Source organism: Micromonospora humidisoli (genome assembly GCF_016900955.1).
In the GTDB taxonomy this organism is placed as follows: Bacteria; Actinomycetota; Actinomycetes; order Mycobacteriales; family Micromonosporaceae; genus Micromonospora; species Micromonospora wenchangensis.
On the sequence record NZ_JAFEUO010000004.1, the window covers coordinates 680,928 to 698,517 of the forward strand.

Annotated in this window: 14 protein-coding genes and 1 riboswitch; of the genes, 7 read left to right on the forward strand and 7 right to left on the reverse strand. The window is 73.3% G+C overall.

The genetic code is table 11. The annotated features are described in order from the left end of the window. Positions 1-41: 41 nt before the first annotated feature. Together JQN84_RS17855 and JQN84_RS17860 are read right to left on the reverse strand one after the other, a co-directional pair. Positions 42-1,763: a glycoside hydrolase family 3 protein gene (locus tag JQN84_RS17855; RefSeq protein ID WP_372445998.1), complete on the reverse strand. Its 1,722-nt coding sequence runs from the start codon at positions 1,761-1,763 to the stop codon at positions 42-44. 580 nt (positions 1,764-2,343) lie between these two features. Next, entirely contained in the window at positions 2,344-2,832 is a 489-nt protein-coding gene (locus tag JQN84_RS17860) for a DUF3145 domain-containing protein (RefSeq protein WP_204959461.1), read from the reverse strand. A gap of 336 nt (positions 2,833-3,168) precedes the next feature. On the opposite strand from JQN84_RS17860, the gene JQN84_RS17865 reads away from it, so the two are divergent. Next, entirely contained in the window at positions 3,169-3,498 is a 330-nt protein-coding gene (locus JQN84_RS17865) for a hypothetical protein (RefSeq protein ID WP_088647745.1), read from the forward strand. Positions 3,499-3,573: 75 nt separating this feature from the next. Here the strand turns inward: JQN84_RS17865 and JQN84_RS17870 are convergent, their stop codons facing one another. Then, positions 3,574-4,242 (reverse strand): carbonic anhydrase, encoded by a 669-nt coding sequence (locus JQN84_RS17870; RefSeq protein ID WP_204959462.1) that lies wholly within the window; start codon positions 4,240-4,242, stop codon positions 3,574-3,576. Between the two features lie 145 nt (positions 4,243-4,387). Between JQN84_RS17870 and JQN84_RS17875 the strand changes: the two genes are divergently transcribed. From JQN84_RS17875 to JQN84_RS17890, 4 genes are all read left to right on the forward strand, one after another. Continuing rightward, complete coding sequence (locus tag JQN84_RS17875; protein WP_204959463.1) at positions 4,388-5,368, forward strand: alpha/beta fold hydrolase; 981 nt, start codon at positions 4,388-4,390, stop codon at positions 5,366-5,368. A gap of 184 nt (positions 5,369-5,552) precedes the next feature. Beyond that, complete coding sequence (locus JQN84_RS17880) at positions 5,553-7,670, forward strand: HelD family protein (protein ID WP_204959464.1); 2,118 nt, start codon at positions 5,553-5,555, stop codon at positions 7,668-7,670. 107 nt (positions 7,671-7,777) lie between these two features. Next, entirely contained in the window at positions 7,778-8,692 is a 915-nt protein-coding gene (locus JQN84_RS17885; RefSeq protein ID WP_204959465.1) for a cation diffusion facilitator family transporter, read from the forward strand. A gap of 166 nt (positions 8,693-8,858) precedes the next feature. After that, positions 8,859-8,990, forward strand: a riboswitch (cyclic di-AMP (ydaO/yuaA leader). A gap of 4 nt (positions 8,991-8,994) precedes the next feature. Beyond that, complete coding sequence (locus JQN84_RS17890; protein ID WP_204959466.1) at positions 8,995-10,053, forward strand: coiled-coil domain-containing protein; 1,059 nt, start codon at positions 8,995-8,997, stop codon at positions 10,051-10,053. A 120-nt stretch (positions 10,054-10,173) separates the two neighbouring features. Here the strand turns inward: JQN84_RS17890 and JQN84_RS17895 are convergent, their stop codons facing one another. Next, complete coding sequence (locus tag JQN84_RS17895; protein ID WP_204959467.1) at positions 10,174-10,641, reverse strand: SRPBCC family protein; 468 nt, start codon at positions 10,639-10,641, stop codon at positions 10,174-10,176. A 98-nt stretch (positions 10,642-10,739) separates the two neighbouring features. After that, positions 10,740-11,102: an STAS domain-containing protein gene (locus tag JQN84_RS17900; RefSeq protein ID WP_067309377.1), complete on the reverse strand. Its 363-nt coding sequence runs from the start codon at positions 11,100-11,102 to the stop codon at positions 10,740-10,742. A 355-nt stretch (positions 11,103-11,457) separates the two neighbouring features. Between JQN84_RS17900 and JQN84_RS17905 the strand changes: the two genes are divergently transcribed. Further along, positions 11,458-11,601, forward strand: a complete 144-nt coding sequence (locus JQN84_RS17905) for a hypothetical protein (RefSeq protein ID WP_204959468.1) — start codon at positions 11,458-11,460, stop codon at positions 11,599-11,601. A gap of 157 nt (positions 11,602-11,758) precedes the next feature. Next, a complete protein-coding gene (locus JQN84_RS17910) occupies positions 11,759-12,157 on the forward strand; it encodes a hypothetical protein (protein WP_204959469.1) in 399 nt (132 codons plus the stop codon). Between the two features lie 266 nt (positions 12,158-12,423). Here JQN84_RS17910 and JQN84_RS17915 read toward each other — a convergent pair whose 3' ends face one another. Together JQN84_RS17915 and JQN84_RS17920 are read right to left on the reverse strand one after the other, a co-directional pair. Beyond that, positions 12,424-15,189 (reverse strand): cellulose-binding domain-containing protein, encoded by a 2,766-nt coding sequence (locus tag JQN84_RS17915; protein WP_204959470.1) that lies wholly within the window; start codon positions 15,187-15,189, stop codon positions 12,424-12,426. Positions 15,190-15,365: 176 nt separating this feature from the next. Continuing rightward, entirely contained in the window at positions 15,366-17,444 is a 2,079-nt protein-coding gene (locus JQN84_RS17920; protein ID WP_204959471.1) for a hypothetical protein, read from the reverse strand. Positions 17,445-17,590: the final 146 nt, after the last annotated feature.

Consider the following 17,590-nt stretch of genomic DNA (forward strand, 5'->3'; position numbering starts at 1 on the left):
TCGTCGACTCCGTCGGCGGCCGGCCACGTCGGTGTCCGGGGTCAGCCGGTGCAGCTGGTGGCGGGCAGACCGGTCAGCGGCACCGGGGAACGTCCGGTCGGGCGGGCCTTGCCGGCCAGCACCCCGGCGAGCGCGGTCATCGAGGCCCGGCTGGACGAATAGGTCGCCAGCAGGGTCGGCGAGGTCGCCTTCTCCAACACGTAGGGGGTGTCCATCGCCACGGTGACCGCCGCGTCGGCGGCAAGATCCTTCGGGCCGTCGCCGTAACCGACCAGGTGCACCCGGGTGCCGCCCTTGGGCACCACCCGTACGCCCGCGGCGGTCAGCGCCGCGGTGAGCGCCGCCCGGGTCTTGTCCCGCCCGTCGGAGGTGGTGACGGTGACCGGGCCGGACACCGCGACACCGCACTTCCCCCGCAGCTGGGTGACCGCCGCAGCGGCCAACGCGGCGGCGGCGGCCCGGTGCGGGGCGCTGTCGAGCGTGGACATCGCCGGGGTCGGCCGGTCGGCGAGCCGGAACTTCATGGTCAACACCCGGGTGACCGACGCCACCAACCGGTCCCGGGGCAGCGTGCCGTCACGCAACGCGGCCAGCAGCCCGTCGTACGCCTGGCCGACGTTCGGGGTCATCAGAATCAGGTCGTTGCCGGCGAGCAGGGCCTTCACCGCCGCCTCGCCCGGCGGGTAGCGCTTGGCCGGCGGCATGTTCATCCCGTCGGTGATCACCACCCCCTGGAAGCCCAGTTCGCCGCGCAGCACGTCGGTGAGCAGCTTGCGGGAGAAGGTCGCCGGGGTGCCCGGGTCCACGGCGGTGACGTCGAGGTGCGCCGACATCACCGCCATCGCCCCGGCGTCGATGCCGGCCCGGAACGGCGGGAAGGCGGTGGCGTCCAGCTCGGCCCGGGGCTGGCCGACCACCGGGACCTCCTGGTGCGAGTCGGCGGCGCTGAGCCCGTGCCCGGGGAAGTGCTTGACGCTGGCCGCAACCCCGGCGCTCTGCAACCCCTGGACCGCGCCTGCGACCTGCGCGGCGGCCCGCTTCGGGTCGGCGCCGAAGGACCGCGAACCGATGACCGTGCTGCGGGTGGCCAGGACGTCGGCGACCGGGGCGAAGTCCAGGTTCACCCCCATCGCGGCCAGTTCGGTGCCGGCGGCCTTCCAGGCGGCCTCGGTGCGGGCCGGGTCGTCGGCCGCACCGGCGGCCAGCGCGCTGGGCAGCGTGGTCACCCCGTCGGTGATCCGGGTGACCACGCCGTACTCCTGGTCGGTGCCGACCAGGAACGGGGCCGGGCCGGCGGCCAGTTTCCCGGCCGCCGCGCGCAGCCCGGCGGTCAGCTTCTGCACCTGGGCCGGGTTGTCGACGTTGGTGGTCGACTGGTTGCCCGAGGTGGGATCGTCGGCGCTGAACCCGACCAGGATCAGCCCGCCCAGCCGGTACTTCGCGATCATCTCGGCCGGGGTGTCGACCCCGGCGAGGGCCTGGTTGCCGGCGGCCGAGCCGGGGGTCACCGTCGTCGCCGAGCTGCCGTAGGCGTACGGCATCAGCACCTGGCCCACCAGGTCCTCGTCGGCGAGCGTGCCGGCCAGCGCGGCGGCCCGGCCGGCCGGGTCGTCGGTGGCGGAGGGGGCGACGGTCGTGGTGGCCGTCGGGGTGGCTTCGGGGCGAACCGGCGCGGGGGCCTGCCCCTGCCCCGCACATGCGGAGGTGAGCAGCGCGGTCAGGGCGGCGACGGCGACGCCGGTACGTCGCGGGGAGATCGGCACCCGGCCCATCCAACCCGCGCCGGAGATCAGCGGCAACCCGACCAGGTCAGGCAGCGGGTGCGGCGTGCCCGTCCCCGACCGGGTGTCCGGCTACCCGGCGGGTCCCGGGCGGGACGCGGTCGGTCCGGGTGAGCGGATTCACCCGGACCGGCCGCTCGGTCGGCGGCTGCCCCTCGCGCGGGCCGGTGATCCAGGGCACCCACCCCGCGTCCGGGGTGCCCCCTCCGGCCGCTCGTACGGCGGACGTCCCGCCCGGACCGGACACGGTCACTGGGCCGCTCGATGCGGGGACGACCTCCTGGAGAGCACTATGCCTGTGGGTCATATTTATGACCCACAGGCATAGTGCTCTCCGCGGCGACATCGCTGCGGCGGCACAGCCGGCATGAAGATCGTCGTTGGCGCGGTCAGCCGGTTGTCATCGGGTGCCGGGAGGTGAGACCGGCGGGCACGGGGGCGTGCGGAGCCAGGCCGACAGGTGCCGGCACGCGGAAAAGCGCGCCGACCGTACCGGCATCCGGGGAGACGGGCCGGTGGCGCCGGGCGACCGCATGGGAACGGGACGGCGGGCGGGTGACTGTCAGCCGACCCGGGTCAGCAGGGTCACCGGAGCGCCGTCCCCGGCGTAGCGGTAGGGCTCCAGTTCGGCGTCCCAGGCGGTGCCCATCGCCTTGTCCAGGGCGTGCGCCAGGGCCTCCGGGCGTACCGACGCCATGATGCTGCGCAGCCGGTCCTCGCCGAGCTGGATGTCGCCGGCCGCGCCCACCGCGCCCCGGAAGAGGCCCCGGCCGGGCACGTGCATGAAGCGTTCGCCGTCCGCGCCGGTGCTGGGTTCCTCGGTCACCTCGAAACGGATCATGGGCCACTGTCTCAGGGCAGCAGCCAGCTCGGCACCCGTCCCCGGCCGACCGGTCCATCCGCACTCGGCCCGGCGGGCGCCGGGATCGACGGGCTGGGCCGTCCAGTGCAGGTTGACCGGCGCGGCGAGGACGCGCGCGATCGCCCACTCGACGTGTGAGCACACGGCGAGCGGGGTCGAGTGGACGTATACGACGCCACGCGTTGGCACGGTGACCTCCCGGAGGGCGAGGTGCGTCTTCCCCTACGACCTCGACACCCGAGTGGCTGTTGTCCACACATGATGACTGCTGTGACGGATGGTGCGCCAGGGAATCGGAAAATTCGCCGGCGGGAAATACCCGGACCGGTGACCCGGGTTGTGCACTCCGACGGGCACGGTGAGCTGCCAGGCACCGTGGTCGTGTATATTTCTCTGGGCGGTTCTGTGCCGTCGCACCACTTCGCGGGCCGACGACCACCCGGCCGTTCGACGACCACCGGGCGTCACCCGCTACAGCCCCCGGACGGTCCCCGTCCTCCCGTACGTCTTGCAAGGAGCATCTCCGTGGCGAGCAACACCTCGAAGACCGCGCGCGCGTCAGTCCGGGCCGGCCAGGCTGGCCAGGGTGGCGCCCTCAGCGTGCTGGGCGAGTTCAAGTACCTCATCCCGCTCAACGGCGGCAAGCACGCCTACGTGCGGAACCTGACCAACGGCAAGACCGCGCACCTGCGCACCGACTCCGACGCCTTCGTCGAGGAGATCCGGACGCTGGCCACCGCCGGTCACGCCGCCAAGATCCGCGCCGAGATCAGCAACCTCGCCGCCACCCACCCCGACCACGGGTGGGACAAGACCGAGAAGCGTCTCGTCGAGGCCGGCGTCTTCGAGGGCTGAGCCCTCCCCCGAGCACATCCGCAACCGCCCGTCGGGTCACCCCGGCGGGCGGTTGCATGTCTGCGTCCCGCCGGGTCAGGCTGCGTCGTCGAGCAGGGTGACCTCGCCGGTGTCCAGGTCGTACAGGGCACCGACGACGTCCACCCCACCCGCCGCCACCGGGCCGGCCAGCATGTCGTCGGCGCGCAGCGCCCGCACCGTACGGCGCACGTGCCGGCGTACGGCCAGCGGGTGCACGGCCGGGTCGTGCGGACCCGCCTCGGTCACCGCCGGGGTGATCCGCTCGACCAGGTAGCCCAGGTCACCGCCCGGACGGCGGCCCGTCCGCACGCTGTCCACCGTCGCGGCGACCGCGCCGCACCGTTCGTGCCCCAACACCATCACCAGGGTCACCCCGAGCTGCGCCACCACGTACTCGATCGAGCCCCGCACGGCCCGGTCGAGCACGTGCCCCCCGGTGCGGATGACGCAGATCGACCCGAAGGTCTGGTCGAAGATCGCCTCCAGCGGCACCCGTGAGTCGATGCAGCCGAGCAGCACCGCGTACGGCTGCTGGTCCCCGGAGGCCACGGCCGCGGCGGCGGTCACGTCGTGCCCGTGGACCGGCCGGCCGCTGACGAAGCGCCGGTTGCCGGTGAGCAGCTCGGCCAGCGCCGCCCGGGGGGTGCGGGCGGCACCTGGCGGTCCGGCGGCGACGGGCGGCGGGCCGGAGGGCCGGGCGGCCCCGGTGGGCGGAGGCGGCATGGCTCCAGCCTGACCGCCGGTCCGACCGTGCGCAGGCCGGTCAGGAATCTTCTCACCGGCACGGTTGGCGTGGTCTGATGTCGGGTAGCCGGTGTTACCGCCGGGTTACGCCGGTGAATGTGTCCCGGGTGCCTGGGAGGTGGCGATGCCGGATCAGCGGGAGTTGCGGCTGCCCGACGGGGTACGCCTGCACGTCGAGGTGACCGGCCCGGCCGAGGCCGAGGCGACGGCGGTCCTGCTGCACGGCTGGACGCTCGACGGCCGCGCCTGGCACCGGCAGCTCACCGACCTGCGTGGCCGCTTCGGCGACCGGGTCCGGGTGGTCACCTACGACGCCCGGGGCCACGGCCGGTCCAGTTGCATGGCGTTGCGGACGGCGACCCTGGCCCAGCTCGGCGACGACCTCGCGGCGGTGCTGGACGAGCTCGCCCCGACCGGGCCGGTGGTGCTGGTCGGGCACTCGATGGGCGGGATGACCGTGATGGAGTACGCCCACCGGCATCCCGCCCACTTCGCCGCCCGTACGGCCGGACTGATCTTCGTCTCCACCACCGCCGAGGGGCACACCCACACCGTGTACGGGTTGTCGCCACGGATCGCCCGGCTGATCCGGCTCGCCGAGACCACCGGCGCGGGGGTGCTGGCCCGGTGCGGCTCCTGGCGGCCACCCCGTCCGCTGCTGCGCGCCCTGGCCCCGAGCATCAGGTGGATGCTCTTCGGCGACCGCTGCTCCGGTGCCGACATCCGGCTGGTCACCTCGGCGGTGGCCCGCGCCTCGCTGCGCTCGATAGGTGGGTTCCGCGCCTCGATCGGGGCCCAGCACCGGTTGGCGACGCTCGCCGCGTTGGCGCACCTGCCGGCGGCGGCGCTGGTCGGGGACCGGGACCGGCTGACCCCGCCGCCGTGTGCGGAGTCGATCGCGGCGGCGCTGCCGGCCACCGAGCTGACCGTCTGCCCCGGTGCCGGCCACATGCTGATGATGGAGCGCCCGGACGAGGTGAACGCCGCCGTCGCCGGGGTGCTCGACCGGGTGCTGTCCGCCACCGGGGTGGGTCCACCGCCGGGGCCCCGCCGTCCCGCCGACGCCCCGGGCGCGCGGGCCGCCACCGGCCGGGCGACACGCTGAGCCGTCCCGCCACGTGGGGCCGCCGTACCGTCCCGGTGCGTCGCCGCCGGGGCGGCCGGTCACGCGGAGGTGGTGGAGGTCGCGGTACGGGTATCGGCCCGCCGCGGCGTCGGCGGCTGCCCGTACCCTCATTCCGCCTGGCGTGCACCCGCGCCCGGCGTCGCCGTCGCACAGGAGCGGTACGTTGACCGACCAGAGCACCCTGGAGCAGGAGATCGCCGCCGAGCAACGGCATCTCGACCGGGTGTACGCCCGGCTCGTCGAACTGCGCCGCTCGGCCGCCCGCGCCGAGCGGGACGGCTACCGGCTGGCCAAGGTCGGCAACTTCGGCGCGCTGGTGGAGCGGGACGCAATGGTCTTCCATGCCGCCCAGCGCCGGCACCTGCTCGACGCCGAACACGAGGGGCTCGTCTTCGGCCGGCTGGACCTGCGCGACCGGCAGGTGCTGCACGTCGGCCGGCTCGGCGTGCGCGACGACGACGCCGAGACGCTGGTGGTCGACTGGCGGGCCCCGGCCGCCGCCGCCTTCTACCGGGCCACCCCGGCGGAGCCGCTGGGGGTGGTGCGACGGCGCACGATCAGCTCGTCGGACGAGAAGGTCACCCGGATCGAGGACGACCTGCTCGACCCGGAGGCCGCCCCGCCGGACATGCCGGTGGTGGGTGACGGGGCGCTGCTGGCGACCCTGTCCCGGGCGACCGGCCGGGGGATGCGGGACATCATCGCGACCATCCAGCGGGAGCAGGACGAGGCGATCCGGTCCCCCGGTTCGGGGGTCACGATCGTCTCCGGCGGGCCGGGCACCGGGAAGACGGCGGTGGCCCTGCACCGGGCGGCGTACCTGCTCTATGCCGACCGCAGCCGGTACGCCGGCGGCGGCATCCTGGTGGTCGGCCCGTCGGCGGTCTTCGTGGAGTACATCGCCTCGGTGCTGCCGTCGCTGGGTGAGGAGACCGCCACCCTGCACTCGCTGGGTTCGTTGTTCCCCGGTCTGTCGGCGACCCGCACGGACGGTCCCGAGGTGGCGGCGGTGAAGGGTTCGCTGCGGATGCGTCGGGTGCTGGAGCGGGCGGCCCGGGACGCGGTGCCGGACGGCCCGCAGGAGCTGCGGCTGCTCTACCGGGGTGCGTTGCTGCGCCTGGAGGGGCGCGAGCTGGACGGCGTCCGGGACCGGGCGCTGCACCGGGGGGCCCGCCGTAACGAGGTCCGTCGGGTCGGCTTCGACGGGGTGCTCGCCGCGTTGTACGCGCAGGCCCGACGGTTGGCCGTCGCCGGTCTGCCCGAGCAGCCGGCCTTCGAGGACGAGATCATCGAGCGGCCGGAGTTCCGGGAGTTCCTCAAGGCGTGGTGGCCCCGGCTGCATCCCCGGCACGTGCTGGGCTGGCTGGCCCGACCGGAGCGGCTGCACCGGTACGCGGCCGGCGTCCTGTCCCGGACGGAGGTCGGGTTGCTGGTGGAGGCGTACCGGTCGCTGGACACCGAGGGGCTGACGGTGGCTGACATCGCCCTGCTCGACGAGCTGGACGCGCTGCTGGGTCAGCCGGTCCGCCCGAAGAAGGCCCGCCGGGACCCGTTCCAGCTCGCCGGCGGCGTCCGGGAGCTGAGCACCTTCGGGGAGCGGCAGCGGGCCGCGCGGGCGGCGGCCCGGGAGCGGCCCGAGGACTACCGGGACTACGCACACGTGGTGGTCGACGAGTCGCAGGACGTCTCGCCGATGCAGTGGCGGATGATCGGCCGGCGCGGCCGGCTCGCCTCCTGGACGGTGGTGGGTGATCCGGCGCAGACCGCCTGGACGGGTGACCAGGCGGAGCTGGACCGGGCCCGGGACCAGGCGCTGGGTCGGCGGCGGCGGCACCGGTTCACGCTCTCCACCAACTACCGCAACTCGGCGGAGATCTTCGCGGTGGCGGCGGCGGAGATTCGCCGGCTCTATCCCGACCTGGAGTTGCCGAGCGCGGTGCGGTCCACCGGGGTGGACCCGGTGGCGTTGCAGGTGCCGGCGGCGGAGCTGGCCCGCGCGACGGCCGACGCGGTGGACGCGCTGCTGGCGGAGGTGGCCGGGACGGTCGGCGTGATCACCCCGGTGCCCCGCCGCGACGAGGTGGCCGGCTGGTTGGGCGACCGGGGCGGGGCGCGGTTGCAGGTGGTGACCAGCCTCCAGGCCAAGGGCATGGAGTACGACGGGGTGGTGCTGGTCTGCCCCGGCGAGATCCGGGCCGATCCGGGCTCCGGGGTACGGACGCTCTACGTGGCGTTGTCCCGGGCGACCCAGCGCCTCACCACCGTCGAACCGACCGGCTGACCGCCCGGAACCCGTCCCACCTGGCCGGACGACCGACCATCACTTGCATACATAGCGATGTGAGCATAGATTGGAGCCGGTCCGCAGCGGCGACGGAAGGTGTGGACGTGGGCGCAGGTCATGACCACAGCGCGACGGTCAGCAACGCCGCGCACCGGCACCGGGGGCGGCTCTGGGCGGCGTTCGGGCTGCTCGCCGTGCTCATGGTGGTCGAGGCGGTGGCCGCCTTCGGCACCGGCTCGCTGGCCCTGCTCTCCGACGCGGGGCACATGTTCACCGACGTGCTCGGCATCGGGATGGCGCTGGCCGCGATCACCGCCACCCGGCGGGCCGCCCGGGACCCGCAGCGCACCTTCGGCCTCTACCGGCTGGAGGTGCTCGCCGCCCTGGCCAACGCCGTCCTGCTCAGCGGGGTCGCGGTCTACGTGCTGATCGAGGCGGTCCGCCGGTTCGGCGAGCCGCCCGAGGTGCTGGCCGGCCCGATGCTGGTGGTGGCGGTGCTCGGCCTGCTCGCCAACATCGTCGCGTTCGGCCTGCTGCGGGAGGGCGCCAAGGAGAGCATCAACCTGCGTGGGGCGTACCTGGAGGTGCTGGGCGACCTGCTCGGCTCGGTCGGCGTGATCGTGGCGGCGCTGCTGATCGCCGGCACCGGTTGGTGGTGGGCCGACCCGCTGGTCGCCGTGGCGATCGGCGTGTTCATCCTGCCCCGCACCTGGCGACTCGGCCGGGCGGCGGTACGCATCCTGGTGCAGGCCGCCCCGGAGCACCTGCCGGTGACCGCCGTGCACGACCGGCTCATCGCCGTGCCCGGCGTCGCCGAGGTGCACGACCTGCACGTCTGGACGCTCACCTCGGGCATGGACGTCGCCTCGGCCCACCTCACCCTGGCCGGCGACGCCGAGGTCGGCACGGTGCTGGCCGCCGCCCGGGGCGCCCTGCGGGAGGACTTCCACATCGAGCACGCCACCCTCCAGATCGAGCCCGGGGCGACCCCGGGGGCGTGCGGACCCGCCCACTGGTGACCCCCACCCCGGGCCGGACGGTCAGCCCCGGCGGGTACTCCCGCACAGAGATCACGGGAATTTGCGCTGTTTGCCCCTTTTGAGGGTATTCACTCTCGTACCCTCAGTCACGAGGTAGGCAGGCGTCACACGCGTACCGGTAGGCTCGGCCCCGGTCTCCGCCAGGCGGAGGCCGCCGCCTAATCGCCCGCCCGGGCGAACCGGGGAACCACGTTCCTGGGGTGCATCCGCGCAAGCGGTAGGGATCTTCCGTCCCGAACCCGTCAGCTAACCCGGTCGGCGGCTGACGGAAGGACATCCGCATGCACGTACGCACCACCACGCGGCTGCTGGCCGCAGTCGTCACGGCGCTGGCCCTGGGCGTGTCGGCCGCGCCGTTCACCCCGGCCGTCGCCGCGCCCACCACCCGGCTCGCCGCCCCGGGCGACGACGACGAGGGCGGCACCCCGGCGCTGCGCGACCAGCTCGACGCGGCCAGCAAGGGCTGGCTGGAGGCCAAGGCCGCCCTGGAGCGCTCCACCAAACGCCAAAAGGAACTCGACGGGCAGCTCAAGACCATCGAGGGGCAACTGGTCACGCAGACCGCCAAGGTCGGCGAGATCGCCGGCGCGGCCTACCGCACCGGCCGGCTCGGACCGATGTCCGCCCTGCTCAACAGCAACACCCCGACCGGCTTCCTGGACCGCGCGGCGGCGCTGGAGACGGTCGCCACCCGGGAGGACCAGGAACTGCGCACGATGATCGAGACCCGGGACCAGGCCACCCGGACCCGGGCCGCGGTCAGCCGGGAGATCACCGAACAGCGCAAGCAGGTCGCCACCATGGGCAAACGCAAGGAACAGGCCGAGCGGGCGTTGGCGGTGGCCGCCGCCGACAAGCCGGCCCCCACCTCCCGCGACTCCGGCAGCTCGGACGGCACGTCCACCAGCAACGCCAAGGGGGCGCCCCGCAACTCCGACGGCTCCTGGCCGTCCGAGTCGTGCAGCGTCAACGACCCGACGCCGGCCAACGGCTGCATCACCCCGCGTACGCTCAACGCCCTCAACCAGGCCAAGGCGGCCGGTTTCACCAGGTACGTCTCCTGCTACCGGCCCAGCGGCTCCGGGGAACACCCCAAGGGCCGGGCGTGCGACTTCGCCGCCCAGAAGGGTGGCTTCGGCGGGGTGGCCAGTGGCGGCGACCGGACGTACGGCAACAACCTCGCCGCGTACTTCATCCGCAACGCCGACCGGCTCGGTGTGCTCTACGTGATCTGGTTCAAGCGGATCTGGCTGCCGAGCAGCGGGTGGAAGGCGTACAGCGGGGGCAACGGGGACCCGTCCAGCGACCACACCAACCACGTGCACCTGTCGATGATCTGAGCCGACCCGGTGGCCCGTCCGACCCGGGCGGGCCACCGGACCACGGCCGGCCGCAGCGGCAGGTCAGGTCGGGTGCCGCCGCGCCGCGACCGGGTCGGGCAGCCCGGGTGCCGGCGGTGGTCAGCCCACCGGAGGCGGGTCGCCGGCCCGGGAGTCCAGAACGGCACCGAGGCGGCTGGCCAGCCCCAGGTGGGCGGCGCGGGCCTGCCGGAAGGCGTAGCCGAACAACGGCGCCGGTGCGGCGAGGGTGATCTCCACGTCGATCCGCAGCAGGTCACCCTCCATCCGCAGCCGGGTGTGGTTGCGTACGGTGGTGCCGGGCTGCTGGCGGGCCACCGTCACGATCTCGTCGTCGCCGGCCAGCAGCACGTCGGCCTGGTAGGTGACGGGGAACCGCAGCGGCCCCAACTCCAGCCGGTCGGTGATCGCATAGCTGGCCAGGGCACCCGGCCGGGCGGGCAGCCGGCGTACCCGGACGATCAGCGGATGCAGCTCCTCCTGCCGGGACAGGTCGCTCAGCAGCGCCATCGCGTCCGCCGGTGAGCAGCGCGCCTGCACCGTGTAGCTGAAGCTCTCCCGCCGGACCACCGGGCCTCCTGACCGTCGTCGGTCGCACGATCGTGCCGTACCGGAGACGGACTGGCAACGTCACTGGTCGGACGGCATGGACGCCGCCCGTGGCCCGGTCAGGCGCCGGGCAGCACCTCCGGGGTGGCGGCACCGGCGAAGTACGGCTCCGGAGCGCCGAAGAGACCGAGCAGGCCGGTCACCCAGAGCTGCCGGTGCACGAACCGGCTCGGTTCGGTGACGATCAGTTTGACGCCGCTGACCTCGGCGGTCTGGAAGCCGGCGACCATGGCGCTGATCCCGACGGAGTCGATGAAGGTGACGAGTCGCATGTTCAGCTCGATCCGCGCGGGCCGGCCCTTGGCCAGCACCTCGGCGATCGCCTCACGTACCTCGTAGGCGGTGTCGACGTCGATCTCACCACGGGGGGCGATCTCGATGACACCGGCCGGCAGGACCGACTTCACGATCGACAGGCTCACGCGAGCACCTCCACTCGCCCGTCCCCGGGCGCCTCATCAGTACGCGGGCCGCGACCGAGAGTATTCCTCCGATGGCCTCGGTCGCCACCCCTCGGGATGAGCAATTCGCGGATCCGGACGGACCGGACCGTCCCTCTCCACACCGTTGCTGGTCCTGTTCTCTTCCGACGAACGGCACAGCTCGGCCGTTCCAACCGTCCCAGAGTAGCGGCCCCGGTCCAGTGGTAACCGGATGCGGTGGGCCGGGCGAGCCCCGTCGACACCCCGGCACGGCGTGCCGACTCCCCCGGCGCAGGTTGTGACAGGTGCCTACCGTGGGCGAGAGATGGGTCACCACGATCGAGGAGACGGATCGATGCTCAAGAGACTACTCGGGCTGGCCGGCGTCGGCGCGCTGCTCGCCCTCGTCCTGGCCTGCGGCTTCGGCGGCGGCGGGGACGACGACGATGACGACGACGACGATTTCGCCCGCGCCACGTCCGTGGTCATGGTCCGCTGAGTCGTGCCGGTCACCCCTGCGTACCGGGTTTGCGACCCGGCCGGGCGGGGCACTGCTCGGACACGGGCCGGTCGTCCGGTCCGTGCGAGGACCGTCCCGCGGCACGGAGACGACGTCCGAAGTGGCCGCAGACTTCGGCATTCGAGGAGGTAACACGATGATCGGCAGCAACCTTCTGGAGCGCCGCAGCAAGCCCGAGCGGATCGCCGACCAGGCCTGGAACCACCTGCTCTCGGCGGTGGACTCCGCCGGTGACAGCGTCCGGGACGCCGCCCGGTCGGTCCGGGACTCGGGGCTGGCCGACGCCGGTGACCTGGTCGGCTCGACCGCCGACGAGGCACGCCGTCGGGCGACGCTCGCCTTCGACGCGCTCGCCGGCCGACGGCCGGCCCTGCCCTGGACCCTGCTGATCGGCGCGGCGCTGGTCGGCGCGGCGGTCGGCTGGGCGGCCGGCACCGCCGCACGGGCCGCCGGCAGCCGGGGTGACCGGGCCGTCGACGACATCGAGTTCGTCGACGTGGACCGGCCGAACTCCCCCGTCGGGCTGGACGACTGACTGCTCCACGGCACGCAGCCGTTCCACGACACACACAGGCCCCGGTCACGCTCCTCAGCGTCGACCGGGGCCTACGTCGCTCTCAATCCACTCCATTGGGGCGATGTTGCGGTAAAGACACGGGGTTGATGCCACAACTTCGCCGCACTGAGTCGATCACCCGACCGGGTCGATCACCCACGGACCGGGCAGATCCCGAGCCGGACACGCACCGGCTCCCCCGACAGGATCGGGGGAGCCGGCAGGTGTCGGATAGTCGATAGTTGTCAGCGGCTGGTGCAGGTCACCGTCGGGACGGCGTTGGTGCCGGTGACGTTGGCGGTGAAGCCGATGCTGGTGCTCGCCCCGCCACCGAGTGCGCCGTTCCAGCCGGCGTCCCGGACCGAGACGTTCGCCCCGGTCTGGGTGAAGGTGCCGCCCCAGAGCGAGTTGACCGTCTGACCGTTGGCGAACGTCCAGTTGAGCGTCCAGCCGGCGATCGCGCTGGTGCCGGCGTTGCGGACCGTCACCTCACCCTGGAAGCCACCCGGCCACGACCCGGTCACCTTGTACGTCGCCGCGCACCCGCCGGTGGGCGGCGGAGTCGTCGGCGGCGGCGTGGTGGGCGGAGGCGTCGTGGGGGGCGGGGTGGTCGGCGGAGGCGTCGTGGGGGGCGGCGTCGTCGGCGGCGGGGTCGTCGGCGGAGGCGTGGTCGGGCCGGGGGTGGTCGGCGTCGGGGTGGGGGTGCCGCCGAGCCGGTCGGCGACCAGGATGCCCCGGCCGTTGGTGCCCAGGTAGACCCGGCCGTAGACCCGGGGGTCGCCGGTCAGCGCCTCGCCCGCGTTGCCGTACTGGTGCTGGTCGTCGTTGATCCGCACCCAGGCCGCACCGGTGTTGTCGGAACGGTAGACGCCGGCCTTGCCGTCGACGGTGCCGAAGGTGAACACCGCCGGGTACGTCTGCCCGGGGGCGGCCTTGCCGAAGCCGACGTTCACCGCCGCAGTGACCCCGGCCAGCTTGGTGAAGCTGGCCCCGGAGTCGGTGGAGCGCCACAGCCCGCCCTCACCGGCCAGCCAGATGTCGCCCTCCTTGCCGGGCACCGCCTTGAACTTGACGTTCCCGGTGGCCGGCAGGCCGGTGGCGGCGGAGGCGGTGAAGCTGGCCCCGCCGTTGGTGCTGACGTAGAACTTGCCGGCGCTGAAGCCGTAGAACTTGTTCTTGTTGACCCGGTCGGACTCGACCACGGCGTTGGCCGGGATGCCGGTGGCGGCGGTCCACGAGTTGCCGAAGCCGACCGAACGGATCACCTGCTGCCCGGGGTCACCGGGAGCCCAGACGAACTGGCTGCCGTCGGCGGCGGCGGCGACCGTGCCGCCGTTGTTGACCCCGCCCGGCTCGCTGCCCTGGAACCAGTTCGCCCCGCCGTCGGTGGAGAACGCGACGTGGCTGTCGTTGGGGCGGTCGGCGTCGGTGAAGTTACCCGCCCGGACCATCGTCGCCGGGTTCGCCTCGGCGTAGTCGAGGCTGGTGGTGGTGGTGAAGACCGGCTGGGTGAACAGCATCGGCGGTACCGCGTCGAGGTCGGTGTGCCGGAACCCGCCGATGTCACCGAGCCCGCTGATCAGCGGCGCCCCGGTGGGCGGGCTGATCAGGTCCTGTACGGCGGTCTCCTCCAGGCCCTTGACCATCGGCTTGATGGTGAGCTTGCCGCCGGTGTCCCACTTGGTGAGGTCGGTGCTGCCGTAGATGGTCGCGCCGGTGCCGTACATGAAGCGGTTCGAGTCGAACGGGTCGATCTCCACCGACTCGTTCATCCAGCCCAGCTTCGGGGACTCCTCCGGCGGGGCCGGGTTGGCCCCGAAGGTCAGCCATGGCACCGAACTGATGTCCATCGTGAACTTCTTGGTGCGCTCCGGGTAGCTGCCGAACTCCCAGATCCGGCTCCAGGTCGCGCCGCCGTCGGTGCTACGGAAGAAGATCGCGTCCGGCCACCAGGAGATCTGGGTGGCGACCATCAGGGTGTTCGGCTTCTGCCGGTCGATGGTCAGCCCCGAGTAGCCGAAGTAGGCGTCGCTGCTGGACGACGGGATCGGGCTGATCTGCGTCCACGCGCCGGTGGCCCGGTTGAACTTCCACACGTCACCCTTGCCGCCGTCGTACGGGCCGCCGGTGTCGCTGGTGGCGATGTAGAGGAAGCCGCCGACCGGGTCCACCACACCCTTGTGGGCCAGGTAACCGGTGGGCTGGCCGGCGATCCGCTCCCAGCTCGTGCCGCCGTTCGTCGAGCGGTACACCGGGTTGGCCTTGTCCGCCACACCGACGTAGATGGTCTGCGTGGCGTTGCCCGCCGTACCGGTGCTCTTGTCGAAGGTGACCCAGGTCAGGCCCTGGTTCTGGCTCTGGTAGCCGGTGGTGTCGTTGGGGTCGGCCCGGTAGTTGCCGACGTTGGGGAAGTTCGCCACCTTGGCCCAGGTGACCCCGAAGTCGGTGCTGCGCCACAGGCCGTTGCCGCCCTCGGCGCCGTAGTAGAGGATGCTGTTCTTGTTGGGGTCGACGGCGAGCCGCTCCCCCATGCCCCGGCCGGGCATGTTGCCGCCGTTCTTGAACGGCAGCGCGGTGGCCTGCCAGGTGGCGCCCTTGTCCGACGAGCGCAGGATCGCCCCGTTGTTCGGGTCCCAGTCGTTGGTGTACATGCCGACGGCCGCGTACACCCGGTTGGTCTGCACCGGGTCGGTGGCCAGGCTGACCACGCCGTTGTAGCCCCACTTGTCCGCGCCAACCCAGTCGAGCAGCGGCGTCCAGGACTGGCTGGCCTGCTCCCAGCGGTACGCGCCGCCGATGTCGGTACGCGCGTAGATCAGGTTCTTCTCGGTCTGGTTGAAGATGATGCCGGGGACGAAGCCACCGCCGTCGATCCGGACGTTCTTCCAGCTGTACGGCTCGGCCGCCGCCGCGGCGGCCGGTGTGGAGGGTGCGACGGTGAACTGTACGGCCACGACGGCCGTCGCGGCTGCCAGCACGGTGGTGACCGCGCCGACGAGACTTCTCCGCATCTGCGGTTCCTCTCGGGATGCCAGGGTCAGGGTGCGACGGCCCCGTTAGGGACGTCGACGGGTGCGAAGAGCTGCCCTGGCTCCCCGCCGGCACGCTTGGCTCCCGCTGCCGAAGAAGAACCCAACAGTAACCGGTACGCCGCCGAATTAGGAAGCGCTCCCAACTAACTCGGCCATCAGAGCCGGTAGATGACGTCCTCACCGACCATTTCGCGACTGATGCCGAGCCCGTCCACCGGTCGGGCGGCCACGTCCGCCCACGGCGTGCCGGCCGCCCAACCGGGCAGCAGCACCACCGTGCGCACCCCCACCTGCCGCAGGTACGCCACCGAGGTGGCGTCCGGGAAGGTCATGCTCGCCGCCCTGATCCGCTCCTGGGACTGCGGGGTGAACGAGGCGAGCCCGTTGACCACCTTGGGGAACCCGTCGGTGGACCAGAGCATCACGTGCAACTCCCGGATGCCGTCGCTGGGCAGCACCAGCGCCGGGCCGGTCAGCCCCCGCAGCACGGCCGGCTGCTCCGGCGCGGGCACGTGCGGGGTGCGGTTGATCCCCTCCACCAGCACCAGCAGCAGCGGCACCAGCAGCGCCAGCCGGGCCAGCCGCCACTGCCCACCGTCCCGCTTCGGGGCCGGCTTCCGGGGGGCCGCCTGCTCGGCTGCCGACCCGGACCACGCCGCCGACCGCAGCGCCGGCCGTGGTCCCGGTGCCGCCTCCACCGCAGCGAACGCCTCCACCAGCACGGGTGCTCCCGCCGGTCGCAGCGTCGGCACGGCCGGCTCCGCCCCACGCTCCGGATCCGGCGGTTGCTCCCCGGCCCGCTCCGGCCCCGACGGCTGCGCCCCGGTCGGCTCCGATCCCGGTTGCTCCCCGGTCGGCTCCGGACCCGGCTGTGGCCCCCCCGCCGGCTCCGATCCCGGTGGCCGTTCCCCCTCCGGTCCCGGGGCCGGCTCCGCGCCGGGGGCGGTCTCCCGCGCCGGCTCACGCACCGTCAACGCCCCGGCGGCGAGCAGGCCGAGCAGCAGCGTCGTCCACAGCACCAGCCGGCCCGGGGTGCGCACCCCGTCCCAGCCCGGGGCGTGCTCGACGAGCGTCACGTAACCGGGGTTACCGTCACCGCCGAACGTGGTGCCCGCCGCGAGCGCCACGCTGACCAGCGCCGCACCGGCCAGCATCAGCCGGTGCCGCAGCCGCCACGCCGAGAAGAACAGCCCGGCCACCGCCAGCGACAGCAGCACCACCCCGGGCAGCAGGGTCATCTCGCCCGGGAACCCGAGCGTGGCGCGCGCCGCCTCGTGCCGCTCCCCCCACAGCCAGGACTCCGGCGGCGCGGTGACGAACCCCCGCCACGGCGGGGAGAACATCTCGATCTGGGCCACCGTCCGCCGGCCGGACGGGTTGCGGGCCACCACCTCGAAGTACGGCGCCGCCATCGCCAGGGTCACCCCGGCGAACCCGATCCCGCCGGCCAGGTCGGCCAGGAGCAGGCGGCGCGGCACCACCGGCCTCGTCCGCCGCCGCAACCACACCACGCCGTACGTGACCACCGCGCCGAGGCAGAGCAGACCCAGCACGTACGCGAAGGGCAGGCCGATACCGAAACCGAGGGTGACCTGCCAGGCGGCGACCGCCCACCCGGCGACCACCCAGCCGGGACGGACCCGGTCGGGGCGGTGGCCGTGCCGCAGCGACCAGCCGTGCCCCCGGGCCAGCATGGCAAGCGCGAGGGCGATCCCGCCGATGCTGAGCACGTGCAGGTGCCCGGCCTGGGCGAGCTTCCACGGGGCGTACGCGAAGGACACCCCGGCCACCGCCGCACCGGCCCGCCCGGCCCCCACCTGCCGGGCCAGCGCGTACGCCCCGAACAGGGCGAGGGCGTGGGTCAGCAGGTAGAGCAGGTTGTAGCGGATCACGGCGGCCACCGGACCGTCCCCGATCATGCCGAACGGGGCGTACCCGAGCAGGGTGTCGGAATAGGCGTAGGTGTACGGCTCGGGATAGAACGTGTTGGAGTGCCAGACCTGCAACGGGTTGGTGAGCAGGGCGTGCCCGCCCCAGGCCACCTGCCACGCCTGCAACGTCGGGTCGCCGGTGTCCTGCGGGATCGTGCTCGCCGGATCGCGCAGGGTCGGCCAGGTCAGCACCACGGCCAGCAGCAGCGCGGCGAGCGCCGCCAGGGTCCACTCGTGCCGGGCGACCCGCCACGACACGCCCGCCAACCGGCGACCGAAGACCCGCATCTGATCGACGTCCATCTTTCCACCCCGTCCTTCGCCGTCCGTCAGACTGCCCGAGTCCGATCCGGTTGTCGACACCACGAACCGCCCGAATTTCGCCACCGGCTCCCCTCCGGCGGTCCGAATCCGATCTGACGGCGTCGTGCGGCGAGACCACCCGGGTC